Source organism: Paenibacillus glycinis (assembly GCF_009909185.1).
Lineage (GTDB): Bacteria > Bacillota > Bacilli > Paenibacillales > Paenibacillaceae > Paenibacillus_Z > Paenibacillus_Z glycinis.
Window position 1 is genome coordinate 1 of the sequence record NZ_JAAAMV010000011.1, and the last position, 23,866, is coordinate 23,866.

General features: G+C 61.4%; 19 protein-coding genes. 13 read left to right on the forward strand and 6 right to left on the reverse strand.

All coding sequences use genetic code 11. The features are described 5' to 3' along the window. Nucleotides 1-170: 170 nt before the first annotated feature. A complete protein-coding gene (locus GT019_RS15020) occupies nucleotides 171-1,046 on the reverse strand; it encodes a LysR family transcriptional regulator (protein WP_161744008.1) in 876 nt (291 codons plus the stop codon). Between the two features lie 132 nt (nucleotides 1,047-1,178). On the opposite strand from GT019_RS15020, the gene GT019_RS15025 reads away from it, so the two are divergent. The 4 genes from GT019_RS15025 to GT019_RS15040 all read left to right on the forward strand — a co-directional run bounded on the left by GT019_RS15025 (nucleotide 1,179) and on the right by GT019_RS15040 (nucleotide 8,154). Next, nucleotides 1,179-2,390 (forward strand): MFS transporter, encoded by a 1,212-nt coding sequence (locus tag GT019_RS15025; protein WP_161744009.1) that lies wholly within the window; start codon nucleotides 1,179-1,181, stop codon nucleotides 2,388-2,390. 213 nt (nucleotides 2,391-2,603) lie between these two features. Then, a complete protein-coding gene (gene pyrH / locus GT019_RS15030) occupies nucleotides 2,604-3,341 on the forward strand; it encodes a UMP kinase (RefSeq protein WP_201755401.1) in 738 nt (245 codons plus the stop codon). A gap of 311 nt (nucleotides 3,342-3,652) precedes the next feature. After that, the gene (locus GT019_RS15035) at nucleotides 3,653-6,436 is read left to right on the forward strand and encodes a sensor domain-containing phosphodiesterase (protein WP_201755398.1); all 2,784 of its coding nucleotides are present in this window, start codon (nucleotides 3,653-3,655) and stop codon (nucleotides 6,434-6,436) included. Between the two features lie 74 nt (nucleotides 6,437-6,510). Further along, nucleotides 6,511-8,154, forward strand: a complete 1,644-nt coding sequence (locus tag GT019_RS15040; RefSeq protein ID WP_161744012.1) for a thiamine pyrophosphate-binding protein — start codon at nucleotides 6,511-6,513, stop codon at nucleotides 8,152-8,154. Nucleotides 8,155-8,167: 13 nt separating this feature from the next. Here GT019_RS15040 and GT019_RS15045 read toward each other — a convergent pair whose 3' ends face one another. After that, nucleotides 8,168-8,737: a hypothetical protein gene (locus GT019_RS15045; RefSeq protein ID WP_161744013.1), complete on the reverse strand. Its 570-nt coding sequence runs from the start codon at nucleotides 8,735-8,737 to the stop codon at nucleotides 8,168-8,170. Between the two features lie 141 nt (nucleotides 8,738-8,878). Next, nucleotides 8,879-10,303, reverse strand: a complete 1,425-nt coding sequence (locus GT019_RS15050; protein ID WP_161744014.1) for a YheC/YheD family endospore coat-associated protein — start codon at nucleotides 10,301-10,303, stop codon at nucleotides 8,879-8,881. Nucleotides 10,304-10,506: 203 nt separating this feature from the next. Between GT019_RS15050 and GT019_RS15055 the strand changes: the two genes are divergently transcribed. Then, a complete protein-coding gene (locus GT019_RS15055) occupies nucleotides 10,507-11,337 on the forward strand; it encodes an exosporium glycoprotein BclB-related protein (RefSeq protein ID WP_161744015.1) in 831 nt (276 codons plus the stop codon). A gap of 140 nt (nucleotides 11,338-11,477) precedes the next feature. On the opposite strand, the gene GT019_RS15060 is transcribed toward GT019_RS15055, so the two are convergent. Next, a complete protein-coding gene (locus GT019_RS15060; protein WP_161744016.1) occupies nucleotides 11,478-12,320 on the reverse strand; it encodes an aldo/keto reductase in 843 nt (280 codons plus the stop codon). A 40-nt stretch (nucleotides 12,321-12,360) separates the two neighbouring features. Continuing rightward, nucleotides 12,361-13,593: an MFS transporter gene (locus tag GT019_RS15065; protein ID WP_161744017.1), complete on the reverse strand. Its 1,233-nt coding sequence runs from the start codon at nucleotides 13,591-13,593 to the stop codon at nucleotides 12,361-12,363. Between the two features lie 134 nt (nucleotides 13,594-13,727). Between GT019_RS15065 and GT019_RS15070 the strand changes: the two genes are divergently transcribed. From GT019_RS15070 to chrA, 4 genes are all read left to right on the forward strand, one after another. Next, nucleotides 13,728-14,117, forward strand: coding sequence for a winged helix-turn-helix transcriptional regulator (locus GT019_RS15070; RefSeq protein WP_161744018.1), 390 nt, complete (start codon nucleotides 13,728-13,730; stop codon nucleotides 14,115-14,117). 401 nt (nucleotides 14,118-14,518) lie between these two features. Next, nucleotides 14,519-15,328, forward strand: coding sequence for a DeoR/GlpR family DNA-binding transcription regulator (locus GT019_RS15075; RefSeq protein ID WP_161744019.1), 810 nt, complete (start codon nucleotides 14,519-14,521; stop codon nucleotides 15,326-15,328). A gap of 51 nt (nucleotides 15,329-15,379) precedes the next feature. After that, the gene (locus tag GT019_RS15080) at nucleotides 15,380-17,311 is read left to right on the forward strand and encodes an ABC transporter ATP-binding protein (RefSeq protein ID WP_161744020.1); all 1,932 of its coding nucleotides are present in this window, start codon (nucleotides 15,380-15,382) and stop codon (nucleotides 17,309-17,311) included. A 180-nt stretch (nucleotides 17,312-17,491) separates the two neighbouring features. Continuing rightward, nucleotides 17,492-18,703 (forward strand): chromate efflux transporter, encoded by a 1,212-nt coding sequence (gene chrA, locus GT019_RS15085; protein ID WP_161744021.1) that lies wholly within the window; start codon nucleotides 17,492-17,494, stop codon nucleotides 18,701-18,703. Between the two features lie 270 nt (nucleotides 18,704-18,973). Here the strand turns inward: chrA and GT019_RS15090 are convergent, their stop codons facing one another. After that, complete coding sequence (locus GT019_RS15090; protein ID WP_161744022.1) at nucleotides 18,974-19,513, reverse strand: PadR family transcriptional regulator; 540 nt, start codon at nucleotides 19,511-19,513, stop codon at nucleotides 18,974-18,976. A gap of 120 nt (nucleotides 19,514-19,633) precedes the next feature. On the opposite strand from GT019_RS15090, the gene GT019_RS15095 reads away from it, so the two are divergent. From GT019_RS15095 to GT019_RS15110, 4 genes are all read left to right on the forward strand, one after another. Continuing rightward, nucleotides 19,634-21,157 (forward strand): MDR family MFS transporter, encoded by a 1,524-nt coding sequence (locus GT019_RS15095; protein ID WP_235948200.1) that lies wholly within the window; start codon nucleotides 19,634-19,636, stop codon nucleotides 21,155-21,157. Nucleotides 21,158-21,351: 194 nt separating this feature from the next. Continuing rightward, the gene (locus tag GT019_RS15100) at nucleotides 21,352-22,044 is read left to right on the forward strand and encodes a response regulator transcription factor (RefSeq protein ID WP_161744024.1); all 693 of its coding nucleotides are present in this window, start codon (nucleotides 21,352-21,354) and stop codon (nucleotides 22,042-22,044) included. Between the two features lie 125 nt (nucleotides 22,045-22,169). After that, on the forward strand, nucleotides 22,170-23,093 hold the full coding sequence (locus GT019_RS15105) for an ATP-binding cassette domain-containing protein (protein ID WP_161744025.1): 924 nt from the start codon (nucleotides 22,170-22,172) through the stop codon (nucleotides 23,091-23,093). Beyond that, nucleotides 23,086-23,841 carry an ABC transporter permease gene (locus GT019_RS15110; protein ID WP_161744026.1) on the forward strand — a complete coding sequence of 252 codons (756 nt, stop codon included), beginning with the start codon at nucleotides 23,086-23,088 and terminating at the stop codon, nucleotides 23,839-23,841. The genes GT019_RS15105 and GT019_RS15110 overlap by 8 nt, the downstream gene beginning before the upstream one ends. Nucleotides 23,842-23,866: the final 25 nt, after the last annotated feature.

The following is a 23,866-nucleotide window of genomic DNA, read 5'->3' on the forward strand; positions in this document are numbered from 1 at the left end:
CGGCGCTTTCGCGTAGCGCGGCGCTTTCGCGTAGCGCGGCGCTTTCGCGTAGCGCGGCGCTTTCGCGTAGCGCGGCGCTTTCGCGTAGCGCGGCGCTTTCGCGTAGCGCGGCGCTTTCGCGTAGCGCGGCGCTTTCGCGTAGCGCGGCGCTTTCGCGTAGCGCGGCGAGCCTATTCGAACCGGCTCATGATAAAGCCGCGGAACAAATCGGCCGACGGGGACAACGCGCGACCCTTCAGCCAGGCGAGCCCGATCTCGCGCCGGCATATCGGCTCCGTCACGCGGAGCTTCTTGATTTTGCTCGGCGTGATGCCTCTGAAGGACGGGATCAACGTGACGCCGATGCCGGAGGAGACCAGCACCGAGACGGTGGCCACGTCCTCGCCTTCGAAGACGACCTGGGGCACGAAGCCGGCCTGCGCGCAGAATTGGTCCGTGAGCGCGCGCATGCCGTAGCCCTTCTTGAAGCTGATGAACGGGTCCCGCGCCAGCTCCTCCAGCCGCACGGATTCCCGGTCGGCCAGCCGGTGGTTCGCGGGAACGTAGACGAACAGGTCTTCGTCGAGCAGCTTATGCCACTCCAGGTGGTTCCGGTGATCGATCACCCCCACGATGCTGAGGTCCGCTTCGCTGTCCAGCAGCTGCCTGAAGATCGCGGCGGTCGTGTTCTGGAACAGCTGCAGCTTCACCTGGGGATAGAGTCGATTGAATTCGCTGATGAAGTCCGGCAGGAAGCTGAGCCCGAAGGTCATGACGAACGCGAGGGACACCGTCCCGGTGTACGGATCCTTCAGCTGCTGCAGCTCGTTCACGCCGTCCTGAATTTCCTGCAGCGCTTTCTCGACCCGTTTCAGGAACAGCGTGCCGAACGCGTTGAGCTTCACGGAACGGCCGACGCGGTCGAACAAGGAGACGCTCAGCGTCTCCTCCAGATGGGTGATGGACCGGCTGAGCGCGGGCTGCGAGATCGCCAGCTGCTCCGCCGCCCGGGTGAAATGCTCGGTCTTGGCGACGACGCGGAAATACTCCAGCTGCTGCCATTCCACGATTCAAGGCCTCCTTTCGGTCAAATTTGTAACGAAAAGGCATTATTCGTATACCAATAATAAATTGGACGTTATGAATTGTCGAGGCGTACACTAAGACTCAATCGAAACACGCCGAAGGGGTCTTGCATCATGCCGCACATCGCCAAAGGAAGCCAAGCTTACCGCCGTACGCTGCTCAGCATGCTGCTCGGCAGCATCGTGACGTTCGCCGTTCTCTATAGCCCGCAGACGCTGCTCGGGGAGTTCTCCGAACGGTTCCATGTCTCGCCGTCCGCGGCCAGCATGGTCATCTCGTTCTCGACCATGAGCCTCGCGGTCTGCATGATGTTCATCTCCGCCTTCTCGAACGCCTGGGGCAGGAAAAACATCATGGTCGCGTCGTTGTTCGCGACTTCGGTCCTGGCGATCCTCTCGTCCTTCAGCGGCAGCTTCCACCTGCTGCTGGTCCTGCGCCTGCTGCTCGGCATCAGCTTGTCCGGCTTCCCGGCGATCGCAATGACGTACTTGAACGAGGAGATCGAGCCCGCCAGCATCGGCAAGGTCATGGGCGTCTACGTCGGGGGCACCGCGATCGGCGGTTTCGTCGGCCGGGTTATCGTCAGCTTGCTCGCGGATTTGTTCGACTGGCATGTCGGCCTGCTGATATTAGGCTTATGCAGCTTGGTCTGCAGCATCTTCTTCTGGGCGTACCTGCCGAAGTCGCGGCATTTCCGCCCGTCCGGCATCTCGCTCCGGCTGTGGATCGACGGGCTGAAGGGCGGACTCTCGAACAAACGGCTGCTGCCGCTCTACGCCACCGGCTTCCTGCTGCTCGGCGGCTACGTCACGCTGTTCAACTATATCGGCTACCTGCTCGCCAAGCCGCCGTACGGCCTCAGCCAATCGGTCATCGGCTGCCTGTTCGTCTTTCAACTGGTCGGGTCCTGGAGCTCGTTCTTCTTCGGCAAACTGGCCGACCGGCATTCGCGGGCCGGGCTGATCGGCGCGGGCGTCGTCTTGTCGCTGACCGGCGCGGTCTTCACGCTCGCCGGAAGCCTGTCGATGACGATCGTCGGGCTCGTCCTGTTCGCGTTCGGGTTCTTCGCGGGCCATACCGTGGCGAGCGGATGGGTGGGCAGGATCGCGCCTACGCCGTACAAGGCGTACGCGTCCTCGCTGTACCTACTGTTCTATTACCTGGGCTCCAGCCTGCTCGGCACGGCAGGCGGCTCGTTCCTGTCGGCTTACGCATGGCCCGGCGTCATCGGCCTGATCTGCGCGCTGCTCGTCATGACCGCCATCCTGGCGGCCATGCTTGCCGGTCGGGGACTTCATGCCTACGGAAGGCAGCATCAGCGCTGATTCGGAGTCGCGGCCTGGTACCGGATACCCGTTGCCAAACGGCCGCGCCAACGATACACTAAGGAACGGCACGGCATTCAAAAGGAGGCGAAACGATGAGGCGGATACGGAAACGCTCCAACAGGCTATCCCATGCGTCTTCATATTTTCGTCTTTCGAAACACTAAAGCATTCATTGCTTTAGTGTTTTTATTTTATTCGGAGGTGTTGAAGCTGACCAGGTACAGAAGGGTGCTCATCAAACTTAGCGGCGGCGCGGTCGCCGGCCGTTCGGAATTCGGGTTCGAGCCGGAGCGGCTGGAGCATATCGCGAGCGAAATCATGTCCGTCATCGATCTCGGCGTCGAGGTCTCGGTCGTGATCGGCGGCGGCAACATCTTCCGCGGCAACATGGCGGAGACGTGGGGCATCGAGCGGGCGGAAGCCGACAACATCGGCACGCTCGCCACGGTCATCAACAGCCTGATGCTCCGCGGCGTGCTGAAAGCGCGGACGGACAGGGAAATCCGCGTCATGACGGCCATTCCGGCCACTTCCGTCGCCGAGCCGTATATCCGGCTGCGGGCCATTCACCACCTGGAGAAGGGCTACGTCGTCATCTTCGCCGGCGGCAACGGGCAGCCGTACGTGACGACCGATTATCCTTCGGTGCAGCGGGCGATCGAAGTGAACTGCGATGCGCTCCTCGTCGCCAAGCAGGGCGTCGACGGCGTATTCAATGCCGACCCGAAGCGGGACGGCAGCGCGCGGAAATTCAAAGCCATGCATTACAACGATGTCCTGCAGCGCGATTTGCTGGTCATGGACCAGTCGGCGTTCATCTTGGCGAGAGATTACAAGCTGCCGATGCACGTATTCAATTTCGACCGGCCGGGCTCGATGAGAGAGATTTGCCAGGGCATCGATCACGGCACGATCATAAGCGGCGATTCGGTCCTGGAACTGGACTGAGCCGGGAGTTTCCATCCATCGCGGGGCGCCTTCGCGTCTCGCGGATCATCGCGCGGGGCACCCGATTTCGGGTGCTTTTTTCATTGGTTTCCGGCCGGGATAGGTCTCTCGGCCCTTGGTTATTCGACATGCGGCTTCTACTGTTCGCGCGCGATCCCGCATTCGTGCCGAATACCGTTCGCTTACGAATGATCTTTGTCAAGATTTAATTTTTTTTGCAAGAGGAAATTCGCCTTTATTGTAGAACTTTGTATGTTATCGGTAATTTAGCTTGATCCGGGAGCGGGGGCTTGAAGGTGTATAAAGAGCAAATGAGATATTCGCGCCTAGCGCATCTGACCAAATTGATCAATACCAAGCTGGAATTGCGAGAAGTCCTGGAGCATGTGACTACCGCGATCTCCGAAGAAATCGTCCAATGTAATTCCGTGGGCATATATTTGCCGCAGGAGGATGGGACCTTCAGGGGATACGTCGGCAAGCCGCAGGTGATCAACGGATTGACGCTGGACATGCACGTCATCGACCTGGAAGCGGATCTGCTCGCGAAAGAAGTCATCGAAACCAAGAAGGCCGTGTACATCCCGGATACCTCGAAAGACTCCAGACCCGACCCCAGAGCCGTGGAAGGCTTCCAAATCAAGTCGCTGCTGGTGTTACCGATCTCGTTCGAACAGGAATTGTTCGGCGTGGTGTTTCTCTTCGATTATGGCATCCCGATGAACCTGACGGAGTCCGAAATCCAGACGGTCGAGGCCTACGTCAACATGGCGGCCGTCGCGATACAGAATGCACGAAACTTGACGCATAAAGAGAACCTCATCGCAGAGAAACAACTGCTGCTCGACGTGACAAGCGATTTGGCCATGTGCTCCACGATGCAGGAGAGCCTCGACAGCTGCTTCTTCTACCTCGGGAAGGTACTGGGCAATTACAATATCGGCGTTCATCTGCTGGACCCCATCACGGAGAGCAAAATCAAGCCGGCCAAGCTGAGCAAGGACAGCGATTGGACGGAAGAAGATTGGATGCGCACGCACAGCAAAATCCGGATCGACGAGAGCAACGACGGCGTGTTTCAAGAGGTGATCCGCACGAAAAAGGCCGTCCTGATCCCGGACGTGTTCGCGGACGAACGGCCGAACCACGACCTGTGCCGGAACTTCGGCATCCGGAGCATCTTCATGCTGCCGCTCGTGTCCATGGGCGAGGTGCTGGGCGTGATCCCGGTCGTCCAGCTGGACGAGGGCAATCTGCATTACTCCGTCGCCAAGATGGAGCTCGCGCAGTCGATCGTGGACGCCACGGCCTCGACCTTGTCGAACCTGCTCTACATGGAGAAACAGGAGAACATCATCGAAGAGCGGACCTCGGAGATCACGGTCAAGAATCGGGAGCTGGAGCGCGTCGTGGCCGAGCTGCAGCAGCTCAGCAGGGAGAAGGAGCTGATCCTGAATTCGGCGGGCGAGGGCATCTTCGGATTGGATCTCGACCGGAATATCACGTTCTGCAATCCGGCCGCGGCTTCCATGCTGGGCTACGAGTCGAAGAACGAATTGATCGGACTGCCGTCCAGCATTATCTTCCACGGATTGCATGGCAGAAATGAAAGCGCAAGCTACGCGGCGGCGGCGGCCGAAGGGAACTGGGACAACTACGGGCAGGACGAGCGGTTCTACCGTCATGACGGCTCCAGCTTTCCCGTCGAGTTCGTCATCTCTTCCATCCGGGAAGGCGACGAGATCGTCGGCGACGTCGTCACCTTCAAGGACATCACGCAGCGGAAGCAGATGGAGGCCGAGATCAAGTACCACGCGTATTTCGACAGCGTGACCGATCTGCCGAACCGCGTGCTGCTGAAGGACAGGCTCAACCAAGGGCTCATGCAGGCGCAGATCAACGGCGAGAAGCTCGCCGTGCTTTACTTGGATCTCGACCGCTTCAAGTTCATCAACGATTCGCTCGGGCACAGCTTCGGCGATCTGCTGCTGCGCGACGTCGCCAAGCGGCTCAGCCAGTGCGTGCCGCTCGGCGCGACCGTATCGCGGCAGGGCGGAGACGAATTCACGATCTACCTGCCCAACATCAAGAACGAGACCGAAGTGCTGAAGGTCGTGCAGCTCGTGGTCGATTCGCTCAGGGATCCGTTCCAGCTCATGGAGAACGAGATCTACATCAAGGCGAGCATCGGCATCAGCCTGTATCCCGATAACGGCGACACGACCGACACGCTCATCAAGAACGCGGACACCGCGATGTACAAGTCCAAGGAAATCTCGGGCAACAGCTATCATTTCTTCAGCGAGGGCATGGACACCCGCACCTTCGAGAGCGTGAAGCTCGAGAACGCGCTGTACCGGGCGCTGGAGCTGAACGAGCTCGAGCTCTACTATCAGCCGCAGATCAACCACAAGACGAATTCGCTCGTCGGCGTGGAGGCGCTGCTGCGCTGGAATCATCCGAAGCGCGGCATGATCGGGCCGGACCAGTTCATTCCGATCGCGGAGGAGACCGCGCTTATCGTGCCGATCGGCGAATGGGTGCTGAAGGAAGCGTGCAAGCAGCTCAAGGCTTGGCAGCGGCAGGGCTATCCGACGTTCAGCATGTCGGTCAACCTGTCGGCCCGCCAGTTCGAGCAGAACAATTTGTTCGCCATGGTCAAGAACGCGCTGGAGGAAGCCGACCTGTGCCCGGATTTCCTGCATCTGGAGCTGACGGAGAACCTGATCATCAAGAACAGGGACCTCACGTTCGAGACGATGAAAGAGCTTAAGGGGCTTGGCATCCAGATCGCCATCGACGATTTCGGAACGGGCTATTCGTCGCTCGGGTATCTGAAAAGCCTGCCGATCGATACGCTCAAGATCGACAAGTCGTTCCTGCAGGACATTACGAAGGACGACGATAACGCGGCGATCATCAACACCATCATCACGCTCGCGCAGAATTTGAACCTAAGCGTCATCGCCGAGGGCGTCGAGACGCGGCAGCATGTCGACTTCCTGTCGGCCCGCGACTGTTTCCTGATGCAGGGCTATTACTTCAGCCGGCCCATGAAGGCGGAGGACCTGGAGAAGAAGTTTTTGATCCAATAACGGCTTTCGGGCAGGGCAGCGTGATTTTAATGGCAGCTCGGATAGCTGCGATTTTAGATTTGGGGGGATTGGCGATGAAAGCAGCTCGCGCGGTATTGGAATTTTTGAAGAAAAACGGCGTCAAACATCTATTCGGCATCCCGGCAGGGTCGGTCAACGCGTTTTTCGATGCCTTGTACGACATGCCGGAGATCGAGCCGGTCGTGGCCAAGCATGAAGGCGCGGCATCGTATATGGCGGCGGCCTATGCCAAGTATGCCGGCAGCCTGAGCGTGGCCATCGGCTGCAGCGGCCCGGGGGCGACGAACCTCGCGACGGGCGCGGCCAACGCGATGCGCGAGCATCTGCCCGTCTTGTTCCTGACCGGCGCCGTGCCCGTCGGCACGATGGGGCTGAACGCGTCGCAAGAGCTGGACGTCGCGCCGGTGTTCCGGCCCGTCACGAAATACAGCGTCCTCGTGAAGGACGCCAAGGACGTGCTGCCCGAGGTCGTTAAAGCCTGCCGGATCGCCGTCTCCGGCGTACCCGGTCCGGTCCATGTCGCGATTCCGATCGACGTGCAGCACGCCGAGGTCGGCAACGCGGACATTCCGGCGCTGCCGCAGCGCAAGCCGATGATTCCGGATCTGGAGACGATCCAATCGGCGGCCAAAGCGCTGATGGAGTACGAGGACGGCTGCATTTTGGTCGGGCAGGGCGTCAGAGGGTCCGTCGAGTCCCTCATCGAGCTCGCGGAAATCCTGAACTGGCCGATCGTCGCGACGCCGCAGGCCAAGGGTTATATTCCGGAGGATCATCCGCTGTTCGTCGGCGTGTTCGGCTTTGCCGGGCACGAGGCGGCCTCGACCCTGATCGCCGAAGGCGCGCGTCAATCGCTGCTCGTCGTCGGTTCGAGCCTGGGCGAGACCGCGACGAACAACTACAACGCGAATTTGAACAAAGGCCGGTTCACGGTGCAGCTCGACTTTGACCAAACGGTGTTCGACCGCAAATACAAAATCGATATTCCGGTGCTCGGCGATATTCATTTGAGCCTGCTGATGCTGATCGAGGAGCTGCGGGTGCTGGGCTTGTCACGGGGGACGTCGAATTTGATTTACGGGGACGCGCGGCCGTCCGTCAAGGACGAAGGGGAATACAACACGGCGAACGTGCTGCGGAGCTTGCAAAGCCACCTGCCGACCGATACGCGCTATACCGTCGATATCGGCGAGTTCATGTCGTACGTCATTCATCACATGCAGGTGCTGGACACGGATTCCTTCAACATCAACGTCCATTTCGGCGCGATGGGAAGCGGAATCAGCTCGGCGATCGGCTCCAAGCTGGCCGAGCCCGAACGCCCGGTCGTCAGCATCACGGGCGACGGCTGCTTCTTCATGCACGGCATGGAAATTTTGACGGCCAAGGAATACGGGCTGCCGATCCTGTTCGTGATCGTCAACAACGCCCGGCTGGGCATGGTCTACCACGGCCATTCGCTGCAGTTCAAGCGCGCCCACGCCTCCTTCGAGCAGGAGCCCGTCGACATCTCGCAAATGGCCGCGGCCATGGGCATTCCGAGCTATCGGGTGAACGGGATGGACGACATCCGGGAGGATGCCATCCAAGGCTTGCTCCGTTCGAAGGGACCGGCCGTGCTGGAAATCGCGCTCAAGGACAACAACACGCCGCCGATGGGCGATCGCGTGAAGTTCCTGTCGTCGTTCGGCAAATAAACGGCCGCCCGTCTTACGCGCTCGCGTAGGACGCGCGAATCGCGTTCATCAGCGTCATGATGGTCTGGCCTTTGAAAGCGTCGGGAACGGCCTGGCCGGCCGGATCCGCGTACGTGCAGCCGGCCGGTCCTTCGTCGGCATACCCCAGTCGGGTGAGCGCCTCCGCCAATTCCGGCGGCAGCGCGCGCGACCCGGTGAGGTCCGCGAGATAGCCCGTCGGATAGATCTTCACGTCCACGTCCCCGTCGCCGGTGTACACCACGAACAAGTCGTCGTCCGCCTGCAGCATCCATTGTCCCTTCGAGAAAAGGGAGATGCGCTTGCCTTCCAGGGCGGACAAAGCATCCAGATTGATCCCGAACGCCGCGTTGATCATCCCGCGCAGCTCGCTTCCCGCCGCGCGTCCGCCGCGCTCGCCGAGAAACGCGTCGATGGCCGCCAGCGGTTCGGGGGTGCCGGGCGCCATGGGCGCGGATGCCAGATCGCAGCCGAAGAGCTCGCGGATCATCGCGATGACCTCCGCGCCGCCGAGCGCGCCTTTCTCTTCGATGAGCTTGTCCATCGTTTCTGCTTTCGTCATCATTCGCCAAAACCTCCGTCGATTGTCATAGCATCGCATGCTATCTACATAGTAAACGGTTTGGCGCTTCAATCCAATCGTTTCCAGTCAAAATGACGAAAATCCCCGTTCGGCTCCGCAAGGAGGGACGGGGATTTTTGGCGTTCATTCCGGAGCGCCGGCAGGCTTTGATAGGTGGAGCGCCGGATCGAGCGGCGTCGACTCGGGAGGGCTCGATCGGGCATGCCTCGCCGGATGGACCGCTGGATGGAATGGCGTCGCGCCGGGAATTCTCGATCGGGTATGCCTCGTCGGATAGACCGCTGGATGGAATGGCGTCGAGCCGGGAGTTCCCGATTCGGCATGCCTCGGTGGATGGACCGCTGGATGGAATGGCGTCGAATCGGGAGTTCTCGATTCGGCATCGTTCGCTTGGTGGAACCTCCGTTCGTTCGGCTCCGCTCCGAACGCGGGCGGATCGGCTTCGCTCGGATGCCGCGCCTCCGGTTCGAGCGCCTCCGGGCCGGGCATCTCCGGATTCGATGCTGCCGGCTCGGGTCGCGCGAGGTACGCGGCGTACTCCATCGGCCGCCGGTAGATGCGCCTGCGGAAGGCGTAGCCTTTCAGGCTCGCGTAGATGCTTTTGTGAGGTTTGCCGTTCATCTCGATGATCCAGAGCCGTTTGTCGGTATCCACGACGTAGTCGACGCTCAGTTCGCCGAGCAAGCCCATGTTGGCCTCGGCTTCCGCCGAAGCGACGATGCTGATATCCGTCAACGCACGGAGGATGCCCTCGCGTTCGTCCGGCTCGAAGATTCGGGGCAGCACGTCCGCCGCGTCGCGAATCGTTTCGCAGATGGCGGTATTGAAGTATTGCCTGTAGGCCACGCGGGAGGCCATATTGGAGACGGCCCATTCGCCCGACCCGTTCTTCTGCATCAGCACGCGGATGTCGAAATGCCTGCGGTCCAGCAGGGTCGTGCGGATGCCTTGCTGCACGAGGTATTTTTGCGTTCCCAAATACTTGCCCAGCACTCGCTGCATATCCTCGATGTCGCGGCAAACCAAGCTCGCGGAGAGGCTGTGGAGCGCCAGATGCACCTCGCCGTCATCTTGCAGCTCCACGCGGTAGACGAATTTGCCCATCGAGCCGTAGAGCGGCTTGATGTAGACCAACTTGTACGTTTCCAGCAGCCGCGGCAGCTCTTCTTTGTCGTAGAGGTACGTATCCGGGACGTACGGTCCGGCCTCCGACGGCTTCAGCAGGTTATACAGCAGCCACTTGTTGAAAAAGTTGATGACGTTGAAGCATTTGCCGGGTCCGATCGCGTCTTCCAGGCGCTGCACGGTCTCCGTTTTCTTGTTGAAGCACCGGTTGTAGACGACGAGGGGAAACGGGAAGACCCGCTGCCTGTAGCTTCGCTTGTACCGTCGCAGCCCGATAATGCGGCGCTCGCTCCAAATGATGTCGTCCGGACAGAAGGCATAAATCGCCGTATTCGGATCGCAGCAGCGCTGATAGAAGCGCAAGGTCGGTTTTCGCGCTCGTCTGGTCGGCACCATGATCGCGATGAATCGGCGTTTCTCCATGAATGTCACTCCTCGGCATACGTTCCTCCTACAATGTAATGCAATCGCTGCGGAACGGCATGGGACAATGGCATGCCAGGACGCAAAATCAGCCAATGTTCCGCAAAACTCGCCTATTTTAGCCGATGTGGGTAAATGCAGTGCGCATTCATTTGCCCCTGTTTGTATGATGTCGTAAGACGAACACGAGGGGGAAGCTACGCATGGGCAGACATCCAGGGCCGCCAGGACCTCCGGGGCCGAGAGGGGCGACCGGGGCTACGGGCGATCCGGGCTCGACCGGGGCAACCGGAGCGACGGGCGCGACAGGCGAAACAGGATTGCGAGGCGCGACGGGAGCAACGGGCGCGGCGGGAGCCTTAGGCGCGATCGGACCGACAGGACCGACAGGAGCAGGGGCAACCGGCGCGACAGGAGCAACCGGAGCAACCGGGGCGACCGGAGGCACTGGGGCAACCGGAGGAACCGGCGCGACAGGAGCAACGGGGGGAACCGGAGCAACCGGCGCGACCGGCTCGGGCGCGATCATTCCGTTCGCGTCGGGCACGCCGGCGGTATTGACGACGGTTCTCGGAGGGGTGGTCGGCACGACGAGCCTGGTCGGCTTCGGCAGCTCGGCCATAGGCGTCGCGTTGACCGGCGTGAATATCGACCTTACCGGAGCTGCGGGCTTGCTGCTCAATATGGCGTTCTCGGTGCCGACGGATACGACGATCTCGGCGATTTCCGCTTATTTCAGCACGACGCTGGCCGTTACGCTGCTGGCCTCTTCCGTCACGATCACGGCGCAGCTGTACAGCTCGCCGACGCCGAACAATGTCTTCGCTCCGATCCCCGGCGCCATCGTCACCTTGGCGCCGCCGCTGACCGGAATCATCGCGCTCGGCACGATCTCGAACGGCATCACGACGGGCTTGTCAATTCCCGTTACGGCACAAACCCGCCTCTTGATGGTATTCTCCGCCACGGGAACGGGCATCGAGGTCCTCACGACGGTCGCCGGCTACGCAAGCGCGGGCGTCCTGTTCGCTTAAACGCTCGCCGGACGCGGACAAAATAAGACTCGCAACGGCTGCAGCCTTGCGAGTCTTAGCTTCGGCTTCGATGCCGTGACAGCTGCGCGAACGCATCAAAACAGCCATCCCCGCAAGGATGGCCGCGTTTGACGACGGGTTTAGAAATCGAAATTGTCCGGGTCCGGGCCGATGCGGCGATCTTCGTTCAGCGCGTCGATGGCCGCCATGTCCTCGGCGGTCAGCTCGAAGTCGTAGATCGCGGCGTTCTCGGCGATGCGGTGCGCCTTGGTCGACTTCGGTATGGTGACGACGCCATGCTGCAGATCCCAGCGAAGGATGACTTGCGCCACGGATTTGCCGTATTTGGCAGCGAGTCCGAGCAGCGCCGGGTTGTCCAGCAGCTCCCCTTGCATGAGCGGGGACCAGGCCTCCAGCTGAATGCCCTGCTCCTTCGCGAAGCGAAGCAGTTCCTTCTGCGTCAGGCGGGGGTGATACTCCACTTGGTTCACCATCGGCTTCACCGTTGCGTCCCGCATGAGCTCTTCCAAGTGATGCACCTGAAAATTGCTGACCCCGATCGCTTTCACGCGCCCTTCCCGATACAAGGTCTCCAGGGCGCGCCACGTTTCTTTGAATTTCCCCTTCACGGGCCAGTGGATCAGATACAGATCCAGGCTGTCCAGGCCCAGCTTCTTCAGGCTGGTCTCGTACGCGGCGAGCGTCGATTCGTAGCCCTGGTCGGCATTCCAGACCTTCGAGGTCACGAACAGTTCTTCGCGGCGCAGCCCGTTCTCTTGAAGCGCTTCGCGGATGCCTTGTCCGACGCCTTGCTCGTTGCCGTAGATCGCGGCCGTATCGATGCTGCGGTAACCGTGCTTGATGGCGGCCTTCACTGCTTGGACCAGCTCGTCCCCCTCTTGGACTTTAAACACGCCGAGCCCGAAGCCCGGCATTTGAACGCCGTTATGAAGCGTGACGGTATCTTGCAGATGGTTCAACATTTTGCATCTTCCTCTCATGATTATGAATGGCGGCGTTAGCTTAAGCTTGCCGCAGAGCAGGCTCCGCGGCGGACTCGTCCGTCGGCCCGGCTGCGCGGTCCTTGCGTTCGAGCCCCTTGGCCCACAGGGTCAGCAGGACGGCTCCCGCGACCATCAAAGCGCCTACCCACGTCGTGTGGAGCAATCCGATCGAATCGGTGACGACGCCGCCCAAATAAGCGCCGATGGCGATGCCTGCGTTGAAAGCGGCGATATTGACGGCGGACGCGACATCCTTCGCCTGCGGGGCGAAGCGTTCGGCCAAGGTGACCACGTAGACCTGCAGCCCGGGCACGTTCATGAAGGCGAACAAGCCCATGAAGAAGATCGTGATCAGCCCGGCGAGCTGATAAGGCGCGGTGAACCATAGAACGATTAGAACGATCGCCTGCAGGGCAAACATATAGAACAAAGCGGTCGCCGGGTTGCGGTTCGCGGCTTTGCCTCCGATGATGTTGCCGATGGCGATGGCGATGCCGTACATAAGCAGGATGACGGCCGCCGTGCTTTCGCGGAAGCCGGTTACCTCGTGAAGCAGGGGTGACAGGTACGTGAAGACGACGAACGTTCCTCCGTAACCGAGCGCCGTCATCAGGAACACGAGCAGCAGCCGCCCGTTCGTGACGAGCTTGACCTGGTCGCCGAGCCGGATGCGGCTCCCTTTGCGCAGGTTGGACGGCACGAGGGCCAAGTTGGCGACGAACGCAACGATGCCGATCGCCGCGATGGCGAAGAACGCGGCCCGCCAGCCGATCTGCTGGCCGATGAACGTGCCGATCGGAACGCCCGTTACCGTCGCGACGGTCAGCCCGGAGAACATGATGGAGATCGCGCTCGCGCGCCGGTTCTCGGGCACGAGGTCGGCTGCCAGCGTGGAGCCGATGGACATGAAGATGCCGTGCGAGAAGGCCGCGATCACCCGCGCGGCGAGCAGGACGGCGATACTGCCGGCCGTCGCCGCTAATAGATTACCCGCAATGAACACGATCATAATCCACATGAGGAGCGTCTTGCGCGACACCTGCGAGGTCAGCGACGTCAGCACGGGAGCCCCGACGGTAACGCCGAGCGCATAGAGCGTGACGGTCAATCCGGCGGCCGTGATGGATATATGGAAGTCCTCCGCGATGAGCGGAAGCAGTCCGACGCTGATGAACTCCGTCGTGCCGATCGCGAAGGCGCTGATCGCCAATGCCAGTAAAGCCAATGTGCTTTTTCGGTTCGGTGAAGTCATGATTTCCTCCTTTGAGCTTGCGGTACCCGGCCGGTGAATGCTATTATACGAGCTATGCGCAAGATCGGATAGTACGTACTTTGCAGTAATATAGTCACCAAAAAGTAACTTTTGTATGACAAGGGGGAACGGCCGTGGCAAACGAAGGCGGAGAACAGAAGAAATACAGGGTGACCGTGGAAGCGACGCTGGAAGTGATCGGCGGCAAATGGAAGTGCGTCATCCTCTGCCACCTGACCACGGGAACGAAGCGGACGAGCGATCTGAAGCGGCTGATGCCCGGCATTACGCAGAAGATGCTGATCCAGCAGCTGCGCGAGCTCGAGGAGGACGGCATCGTTACCCGGAACGTGTATAACCAGGTCCCGCCGAAAGTGGAGTACGAGCTCAGTCCCTACGGCTGGAGCCTGCAATCGGTGCTGGATTCGCTGTGCGACTGGGGCGAGAAGCACATCATCAAAGAATACGGGGATAAATCCGCCGTGCTGGAAGATAATATCTTCAATGGCTTGGAGAAAGTATAACCGTTCCTTGCGCCGGCCTCGCGCGCTGTCCCCGGATGGGCGAGGGGCTTTTTTGCCGTGAAGCGGGGATGTTCCGTCGATCGTCATGTCGGCAGCTATGGAGAGCGTGACCAGCATCGAGCGGGCCGATTGGAGCAAGATGGATCAGTAGCATTAATAAAGAAAGCACTTCAAGGCGGATCGTCCGCCGCGAAGTGCTTTTTATTAGGCGTGGCCTTCGGGAGAAACGGAAAGCGGGAGACGCGAACGGAGCGGCTATGATTCAGGGCGATGTTTCGTTCTCGGAGAAAAAGTGAACATAACGGCATGTATGTGAAGCAATATTATTTGTAAAACTGAATAAACACGAATATAATTGCATTATCGACTATCGAAACCTAATCATTCAGGAGGGATCGCGCATGACCACGCAGGATACCGCGGGCATGTTCGCCGAAGAACGCAGGGAGCAGATACTCGCGCTGCTCGAGCAAGAGAAGCGGGTGCTTGCCAAGGATTTGGCCGAGCGGTTTCAGATCTCCATCGATTCGATCCGCAGGGACTTGTCCATCATGCAGGAGCAGGGGCTGCTCCGCAAGACGCACGGGGGCGCCATCGCATCGACCAAGGTCAGGCAGCTCCCGCCGCCGCCCGAGGCGCGCTACGGCGAAGGCTCCCCGCAGGGCAACGCGGTGGCGAAGCTGGCCGTGTCGTACTTGCGGGCGAACGACACCGTGTTCATCGGCAGCGGGTCGCTCGCTTACGTGCTGCTGAAGCATCTGCCCGACCAACTGCCGCTGACGGTGGTGACCAACAGCACGCGCGTCGCCGATTCCCTGCGCGAACGGGAATGGATCGAGACGTACATGATCGGCGGCCGGGTCAAGCGCTCCGGCAACATTACGGACGTCATCGCGAACGAATTCATCCGGCAGTTCAAATTCGACATCAGCTTCGTGACCGGAGGCGGCATGTCGGAAGAGGGCATTTTCGTCTCCACGCCGGAGGTGGCGGCGTTCGGGCGGGCGGTCGCGGCCGTTTCCCGCAGGCGGATCGGCGTCACGACGCACCGCTCCCTCGGCAACGACGGGTTCGCGAGGGCGGGGGGGATCGAGGACCTCGACCTGCTGATTACGGATTGGGACGCGGATCCCGAGGCCATCGAGCGCATTCAGGCATTGGGCGTGAAAGTCGTCGCGGCGCAATTGGAAGACCCGCATGAACGGGAATAATACGGCACGACCCGGCACATCCGGGAGTGACTCCGGCGAGGAGGGATCAATATGCAGGATTTTCGCGGATTGGATCTAGGCGCGGGAAGCGGCGGTAGCCCCGGAGGCGGAGGCAACCGTTGGCGGATGCGGGAGCTCGCCCAGAACGAACATTTCGATTGGGCGATCTTTCGCCGGGCGCTGCGCGCCTTCATCCCGTACTGGCCGTACACCATCATCGTGACGATCGTCATCCTGGCCGCGTCGTTCGGCGGCGTCCTGCCGGCGTGGCTGACGCAGAAGATCATCGACGACGGCATCGCGCGGCGGAGCATGTCCTTGATCGTCGAATATACGCTGGCGCTCATCCTGATCTCGATCGCGACGGGCTTGCTGGGCGTGCTCCAGACCTGGCTCAGCAACCTGATCGCCCAGAACGTGATGGCGGATTACCGGATCTCGCTCTTCCGCCATCTGCAGCGGCAGACGGTCGGGTTCTTCGCTTCCCGGCAGGCGGGCGACCTCGTGTCGCGGGTGACCAATGACGTCACCGCCATCCAAAGCGTGGTGACGACGACGCTCGTCGGCTTCGTCAGCAATCTGCTGAACATCGCGGCGACGCTGTTCCTGATGTTCAGCATGAATTGGCGCTTGGCCATTCTCGCCGTGATCGTCGTGCCCGGCTTCGTCATTCCGACGCAGCGCGTGGGGAAATCCCGCCAGAAGCTGCAGGGGCAGATCCAGCAATGGCTGTCGAAGATGACGGTGCAGCTGAGCGAGTCGCTCGGCGTGAGCGGCGCGCTGCTTATCCGCATCTTCAACCGGCAGGGAGCGGAGGAGAAGGAGTTCGACGATTCGAACCGGACGCTGCGCGACCTGCAGGTGCGTCAGGCGCTCGTCGGCCGTTGGCTGTTCATGTGGCTGAACATGTTCTCGTCCATCGGACCGGCGCTGCTCTGGATGTACGGCGGCTGGCTCGTGCTGCAGGGCGAGATCGGCCTCGGCACGATCGTGGCGTTCACGGCGCTGCTGTCCCGGCTCTACGGACCGCTCAGCCAGCTCGCGCAGCTGCATGTCAGCATCTTGTCCTCGGTCGCGCTGTTCCGGCGCATCTTCGGCATCATGGACGTCGAGCCGGAAGTGAAGGACGGCACGCGGACCATTGCGGACAACAGCGTGCAAGGCCGGATTCGGCTCAGCAAGGTATCGTTCTCGTATCATCCGGCCGCGCAGGATGCGGAGCCGGATGCCGGCCGCGGCCGGCCGGAAGGCGGGGACGCCGCGGAACCGCCGGTCGCGCGCTGGGCGCTCCGGAACATCGACCTCGCCATCGAACCCGGCGAGACCGTCGCGCTCGTAGGCCCGAGCGGCGCGGGCAAGACGACGCTGCTGAACCTGATCCCGCGGTTCTCCGACCCGGCGGAAGGGGCGCTGGAGGTAGACGGCATGGACACCCGGACCTTGACGCTGCATGCGCTTCGCGCGCAGATGGGGCTCGTCCCGCAAGATCCGTTCTTCTTCCATGACACGGTCGCGAACAATCTGCAGCTGGCCAAGGAAACCGCCACGCGGGCAGAGATGGAGGCGGCATGCCGCGCGGCGCAGATCCACGACACCATCGCGGCGCTCCCGGAGGGCTACGACACGGTCGTCGGCGAGCGCGGCTACCGCCTCTCCGGCGGCGAGCGCCAACGCCTTGCCATCGCGCGCGTCCTGCTGCAGGGGCCGAAGATCGTCCTGCTCGACGAGGCGACGAGCGCGCTCGATACCGTGATCGAGCGCAAGATCCAGGATGCGTTGGCCGTCCTGCTCGAGGGCAGGACCGCGCTCGTGATCGCGCACCGGCTCTCTACGATTCTGAAGGCCGACAAAATCGTCGTGATGGAGAAGGGCCGCATCGCCGCGATCGGCACGCACGCCGAACTGGTCGAATCCGATCCGCTGTACAAACAGCTGTACGAGACGCAGTTTCATATCGAGGACGGGCTGCGGCAGCAGGGATAGGCAAGCTGCTTCCCTTGCCTCCGATGCGACAAGGGACTTTCGCCGACCGCGCGAAGGTTCCTATTTCGCGAATAGGGGTTCCGGGCCGGGAGCGGGACGAAGCGTTAACACAAGGATAATCATGCGGTGGTACGCTACTCGGGATGGCAAATCGTAATTGAAGGGAGTTTAGCGGCCTCCATGGAGCATCCGTATTCGCCTTCCTCCGCCAAACGGGGGAACATCGCCTCATTAATGGAAGTGCTGGCCGTATCCGCGAAGCTCGGGGTGACCTCGTTCGGCGGCCCGATCGCGCATTTGGGATATTTTCATCACGAATACGTTAAACGCCGCAAATGGATGGACGAGCAGAGCTACGCCGACTTGGTCGCGCTGTGCCAGTTTCTGCCCGGGCCGGCCAGCAGCCAGGTCGGGATCGGGATCGGCATCGCGCGCGCCGGGCTGATCGGAGGCGCGGTGGCCTGGCTTGGCTTTACGCTGCCTTCCGTTGTCGCGCTCGTCGCCTTCGCGTTCCTGCTTCACGGGTTCGACATCGCGACCGCGGGCTGGATTCACGGACTGAAAATCGTCGCCGTGGCGGTCGTGGCGCATGCCGTCCTCGGCATGGGGCAGAAGCTCGCGGCAGGCAGAAGCCGGACGGCGATCGCCTTGCTCGCCGCGGCCGTTGCCGTCTGCTGGCAAACGGCCTTGAGCCAAGTGCTGATCATCGCCGCTGCGGCATTCATCGGCACGCGATTATTCAGAACGCAGGCAGGGGACAGGCTGCCCGCGTTCCCGGGCGCGGTCAGCCGATCCGCCGGTCTGATTTGCTTGGGCTTGTTTGTCGCGCTGCTGCTGGCGCTCCCGCTGGCTGCCCGCTGGAGCGGCGCCGAGTGGCTGGATTGGTTTGCCCGGTTCTACCGGTCGGGCGCGCTCGTATTCGGCGGGGGGCATGTCGTGCTGCCGCTGCTGGAGCGGGAGGTCGTCGCGCCGGGATGGGTCAGCCGCCCGGATTTTCTGGCCGGCTACGGAGCGGCGCAAGCCGTTCCGGGTCCGCTGTTCACGTTCGCGGCCTATCTCGGCGCGCTGGCGGGCGGCATCGGAGGGGCGGTCGTCGCGACGGCGGCGATCTTCCTGCCCGCGTTCCTGCTCATCGTCGGCGCGCTGCCGTTCTGGAGCGTGCTGCGAAGCCAGCCGAGCGTGCAGGGGGCGCTTGCGGGAATCAACGCCGCCGTCGTCGGCATCTTGCTGGCCGCGCTCTACGATCCCTTGTGGACCTCCGCGATCTTGGACGCGCGGGATTTCGCGCTGGCCGTCCTGTTATTCGGCATGCTGGCCTTCTGGAAGCTGCCGCCCTGGTCGGTCGTGCTGGCCGGCGCGGCCGGCGGCACGCTGCTCGGCATCATCGCGTAAGCACGGAACGGGCAAGGAGCCGGCATCGGTTCGTTGCCCGGTTTTGCCGGCCGCCCGCCTCTCGCGCACGACCGGCGCAAAGGAGAGTCCATTCCGCCGTGCATCTACTGCAGGCGCGATTTGTTGCGTCGGAGAGTTGAGGCGGACGATCTGACCTCATGGAAGGCGGGGTCATCGGATCCACCCCCGGTATCGGCCCGCCGCCCGGTATTAGCCCACCGCCCGGCATCAGCCCCCGGCAGCGCTCAAAGAGAAAGAGCCGAATCCCGTTCAATCGGGATTCGGCTCTTTCTCGTGCGCGATGACCTGCCGCATCGCCCACTGCGTCCATTCCAGGTCGGCTTTGACGGAGAATTCGCCCTTCTGCATGAGCAGGATAATGCCGAGCGACGGAGAGGGATTGAGCTGGGCGTAGGTTTCCTTCTTGGACTGGAGCCACTGCAGCTGGTCCTGGTAATAGGCGAGGCGCGTCTCGAGCATGTGAAGGATATCGGCGGTATCGCCCTGCTCCATGCAGAAGATCTTGAGCACCAGCTCGTCGCGGGTCACGGGCTCGTCCGTCGGCAGCGTGAGCCAGTTGCGCAGGGCGTTCAAGCCTTTGTCGGTGATGGAATAGATCTTCTTGTCCGGCTTGTCGGTCTGGACGACGAGCTTATGCTGGACGTAGCCGCCGCTTTCGAGCTGGGCGAGCAGCGGGTAGATCTGGCTGTGCTTGGCGGGCCAAAACGGCTGGATCTTCAGCATCAGGTCGTAGCCGGAATCGGCGGCGTGCGAGAGCAGGCTCAGCAGGCCGTAGGAAAGTGTGTTCATTGCGGCTCCTTTTTATACGTAAATTTTGACATATGACAGCCATGGGCTTATAATAATACTGCATTCATTATATGTAAAAACTAACATATGAGCAAATGATACGGGGAGATGGGAGAGACGATGGTTCAACAGGAGGAGCAAACCGGGCCGAAAACGAGCTTTTGGCCCATCATGACCGCCATATTCGTGGGGTCTTTCTTGTGCGTGCTGGCGTCCAGCACGATCAACATCGCGCTGCCGATTTTGCAGGATCATTTTCACACGAGCCTGAGCACGATCCAATGGACGCTGACCGGCTTCATGCTGGCGATGGGGACGTTCGCGCCGATCGTCGGTTATCTGGGCGAGAAGTTCAGCTACAAACGGCTGTTCCTGTTCGCGCTCATCGGCTTTACGCTGTCGTCGTTCCTCTGCGCGATCGCTTGGGAAGAGTATTCGCTGATCGCGTTCCGAATCCTGCAAGGCGCGTTCAGCGGCCTGATCCTGCCGGCTTCGATGGCGATCGTCTATCAAGTCATCCCGCGGGAGCGGCAGGCGATGGCGATCGCGCTATGGTCGCTGGCCTCGATGATGGCCCCGGCGATCGGGCCGACCTTCAGCGGCTGGCTGCTGCAGAACTTCGACTGGCAGTATCTGTTCTGGATGAACATTCCGATCGGCCTCATCGCCATCGTGCTCGTCGCCGCGTATATTCCGTATTATCGGCTCAGCGTGCCGAAGAAATTCGACGGCATCGGGTTCGCGACCGTGCTGCTCGGCAGCGTCTCGCTGCTGCTCGCGCTCGGCCAGGGCAGTTCTTGGGGCTGGGGCTCCGCGCGGGTCATCTCGCTGTTCGTCTTCGGCGCCGTCATGCTGGCGGCCTTCGTCTGGCAGGAGCTGCGGACCGATACCCCGCTGCTGAATCTGCGGGTGCTGAAGAACGGACGGTACTTGCTCAACCTGGTCATCACCATCGTGCTGACGATCAGCCTCTACTCCGGAACGCTGCTGACGCCGCTCTTCCTCCAGCGCATCCAGCTCGTCTCCACGATGGATACGGGGCTTATCCTGCTGCCGGCCTCGCTCGTCATGGCGCTCGTCATGCCGATCGTCGGCAAGCTGTACACGTCGATCGGCCCCCGCTGGCTCATGGGGGTCGGTATTCCGCTGCTCGCGCTCGGCACGCTGATGCTGAGCTGGTCGAGCATCGACATTTCCCACAGCTACATCCTGTGGTGGATGATCGTGCGCAACCTCGGCATCGCGATGGTCATCATGCCGGCGAGCAACGCGGCGATGGAGCGCATCCCGCGCCATCTGACCGGTCATGCCTCCTCGATCTCGAACTGGCTGCGGAACGTGTTCGGTTCGTTCGCGATCGCGATCTTCACGTCGCTGCTCGCTTCGCGCTCGGTGCTGCACGGGACGGAGCTGGCGAAGGCCGGCGACGCGAACGAGCAGCATATCGGGATGATGTCCTTCACGATGAGCGTCAACGACGTGTATATGATCGCCACCATCATTGCGATCGTGGCGCTGCCGCTGGCCTTGTTCGTCGGCAAAGCGAAGCCGGCCGCGGCAGAGACGCCTGCGGAACAGGCAGCTCCCGCGCCGGCGAACGCCGGTCGCGCGGGCGCTGCCGCGCCGGCCGACGCCAACGCTTAAGCGGATCGATTGATCTTGCGATACCCGGGACTCGGACCTTGGGCGGCACCTGCCGCTCAAGGTTTTTTTGCTGCGCGCAGGCTTTGCGCCGCGCGGCGGTGCGATTGTGACGGTCTGGCGCCGTGTGCTAGAATGTACGGGAGTTCATAGGGAAAACGACGCGATCGACCGGCGATGGAAGGAGCGTGAACCCGGTGCCGCAACCCGTTCGCATATTGGTCGTCGAAGACGACGGAGACATTAACCGGCTGCTGTGCGACATCGTTCGCAGGAGCGGTTACCTGCCGCAGCCGGCTTTTTCCGGCACCGAAGCGATGCTGCATTTGGAGCGGGAGGCTTGGGACATGATTTTGCTCGATTTGATGCTGCCCGGCATGGACGGCGAGGAGATATTGGCGCATGTCGCCGCGCGCAGCCAGGCTCCCGTGCTGATCCTCTCGGCCAAGCTGGAGAATGCCACGAAGATCGAGCTCCTCCGGTCGGGGGCGGACGATTATATTACGAAGCCGTTCGATATCGAAGAGGTGTCCGCGCGCATCGACTCCCATCTGCGCAGATACCGGAGGATGAGCGGGGCTGCCGTCGCCGATACGCTCGCGCATAAAGACTTGACCGCCGATTTGGAGGCCAGATCCGTGCGGGCGAACGGTACCGAAGTGCCCCTGACCGCCCGCGAATACGAGATCGTCGCGCTGATGTTGTCCGCGCCGAGGAAGGTGTTCACCAAAGCCAACCTTTTCGCGAGCGTCTGGAAGGAACCGTACCACGGCGACGAGAATACGATCAACGTGCATATGAGCAATATCAGAAGCAAGCTGGCGAAGGCCGATCCGGACGGCGATTATATCGAGACGGTTTGGGGCATGGGCTACCGGTTGAAGCCATAGGCGGCAGGGCGACCGTCATGGCCGCAGGCGCAAGCAGCGACTTAAGGTCTTCTTAAGGATTCGCTTAAGCCTTTCTTATGATTTCCCTTCTAGACTGGAGTCATCATACGAGGGAGGTACAAGAAATGAGCGATTACGTGCTTCGCACCGCGCGGTTGACGAAGCGTTACAAGCAGCAGCTTGCTCTTCGAGACGTCGACCTGGCTATCAAGAAAGGCGCCATCTACGGCTTTATCGGACAGAACGGGGCGGGCAAATCCACGTTGATCCGGGTGGCGGCGGGTCTGGCCTATCCCACTTCGGGTTCGTTGGAATTGTTCGGCCAAGCCGGCGAGGAAAGGTTGACGGAGGCCCGGCGCCGGATCGGCACCATTATCGAAGGTCCCGCGCTGTATCCGCAGATGAACGCCGCGGACAATCTCGAGGCGCACCGGCTGCTCAAAGGTATACCGGGCAAAGCGTGCGTCGCGCGGATGCTCGCGCTCGTCGGCCTGCAATCGGCGGGAAGGAAGAAGGTCAAAAACTTCTCGCTCGGGATGAAGCAGCGGCTCGGTCTCGCCATCGCGCTGCTGGGCGACCCCGAATTTCTCATTCTGGACGAGCCGATCAACGGATTGGATCCCATGGGCGTCGTGGAGATCCGGGAGCTGCTGCGCAGGTTGAACGTCGAGCACGGCATCACGATCCTCATATCCAGCCATATTCTGAGCGAGCTGCATCTGCTTGCGACGCACTACGGCATCATCCATAAGGGGGAGCTGCTCGAACAATTGACGGTGGAGGAGCTGAATGCCAGATGCCGGCAGTTCCTGCACGTCAAGACGGACGATCCCGCGAAGGCCGCTTCCGTCATCGAGACGGAACTCGGCACGACCGAGTTCGACGTCATGCCGGACGGCGTCGTGAAGCTGTACAAGTATATGGACGTCCCGGGCAAGGTCTCGACGGCGCTCGTTCGGGCGGGACTGGTGATCGAGGAGTTCATGCCGATGGGCGAAGACCTGGAACGGTACTTCATGAACCGGATCGGGGGTGCGGACCATGAGTAACCTGCTTCGGTCGGAGTTGTTCAAACTGCGCAAGGACAGGTCGTTCCGGACGCTGCTGGCCGTGCTCGGCGTCATCTCCCTGCTGTACCCGCTGCTGATCTTCTATGACGACGGCACGTTCAGCGCGGCGGCGGTGTCGGTGCGCGACGTGTTCGCCGGTCCGGCCATCGGCGGCGATTTCTACGTCTTGCGGATGGCGCCCTGCGTGTTCGCCGGGTTCTTCATCTCCAGCGAGTACGCCATCGGCACGATGAAGACGATCGGGGCTTCCGGCAACGGGCGCCTGCGGATCTTCTGGGCGAAGCTGACCGTATTTACCTTGGGGACGGTGGTCTTGGCGGCGGTATTTCCGATCCTATCGACCGGCATCTGCGCGTTCGTCACCGGCTTCCGGGATATGCCGGGCGTCGGCGAAGCGTCGAGGCTGCTCGGGTTGACGCTGCTTTTCGCGGCGGCCTTCGCCTCCATCATGGCGCTCTGCGCCATCGTCCTGACCGACAGCGGCAAGACGATCGGACTCTTGATCCTCTTCTTCATTCTCTTCGACATCATCATGACAGAGCTCGCCAAGAAGTTCGCGTGGATCGCGACGCTGCAGGAATATTCCGTGCTTCATCTGCTTGATGCAATTCCCGCGGCCGACGCCGCATCCGGCATGACGGCGCGGCTGATCCTCGTGCCGGTCGCGACGTACGCGGCGTTCGCCTGCTTGGGCGGGTACGTGTTCCGGAAGAAAGAAATCAAATAACCGGCCGACTACGAGTTGGGCAACC

What these genes read in the sequence shown, in the direction of transcription:
- GT019_RS15080 (WP_161744020.1), top strand. Translation starts at nt 15,380, where the DNA reads ATGCAGGATTTTCGCGGATTGGATCTAGGCGCGGGAAGCGGCGGTAGC.
- GT019_RS15090 (WP_161744022.1), bottom strand. Translation starts at nt 19,513, where the DNA reads ATGAACACACTTTCCTACGGCCTGCTGAGCCTGCTCTCGCACGCCGCC.
- chrA (WP_161744021.1), top strand. Translation starts at nt 17,492, where the DNA reads ATGGAGCATCCGTATTCGCCTTCCTCCGCCAAACGGGGGAACATCGCC.
- GT019_RS15060 (WP_161744016.1), bottom strand. Translation starts at nt 12,320, where the DNA reads ATGTTGAACCATCTGCAAGATACCGTCACGCTTCATAACGGCGTTCAA.
- GT019_RS15075 (WP_161744019.1), top strand. Translation starts at nt 14,519, where the DNA reads ATGACCACGCAGGATACCGCGGGCATGTTCGCCGAAGAACGCAGGGAG.
- GT019_RS15045 (WP_161744013.1), bottom strand. Translation starts at nt 8,737, where the DNA reads ATGATGACGAAAGCAGAAACGATGGACAAGCTCATCGAAGAGAAAGGC.
- GT019_RS15110 (WP_161744026.1), top strand. Translation starts at nt 23,086, where the DNA reads ATGAGTAACCTGCTTCGGTCGGAGTTGTTCAAACTGCGCAAGGACAGG.
- GT019_RS15050 (WP_161744014.1), bottom strand. Translation starts at nt 10,303, where the DNA reads ATGGAGAAACGCCGATTCATCGCGATCATGGTGCCGACCAGACGAGCG.
- GT019_RS15040 (WP_161744012.1), top strand. Translation starts at nt 6,511, where the DNA reads ATGAAAGCAGCTCGCGCGGTATTGGAATTTTTGAAGAAAAACGGCGTC.
- GT019_RS15095 (WP_235948200.1), top strand. Translation starts at nt 19,634, where the DNA reads ATGGTTCAACAGGAGGAGCAAACCGGGCCGAAAACGAGCTTTTGGCCC.
- GT019_RS15055 (WP_161744015.1), top strand. Translation starts at nt 10,507, where the DNA reads ATGGGCAGACATCCAGGGCCGCCAGGACCTCCGGGGCCGAGAGGGGCG.
- GT019_RS15025 (WP_161744009.1), top strand. Translation starts at nt 1,179, where the DNA reads ATGCCGCACATCGCCAAAGGAAGCCAAGCTTACCGCCGTACGCTGCTC.
- GT019_RS15065 (WP_161744017.1), bottom strand. Translation starts at nt 13,593, where the DNA reads ATGACTTCACCGAACCGAAAAAGCACATTGGCTTTACTGGCATTGGCG.
- GT019_RS15035 (WP_201755398.1), top strand. Translation starts at nt 3,653, where the DNA reads ATGAGATATTCGCGCCTAGCGCATCTGACCAAATTGATCAATACCAAG.
- GT019_RS15105 (WP_161744025.1), top strand. Translation starts at nt 22,170, where the DNA reads ATGAGCGATTACGTGCTTCGCACCGCGCGGTTGACGAAGCGTTACAAG.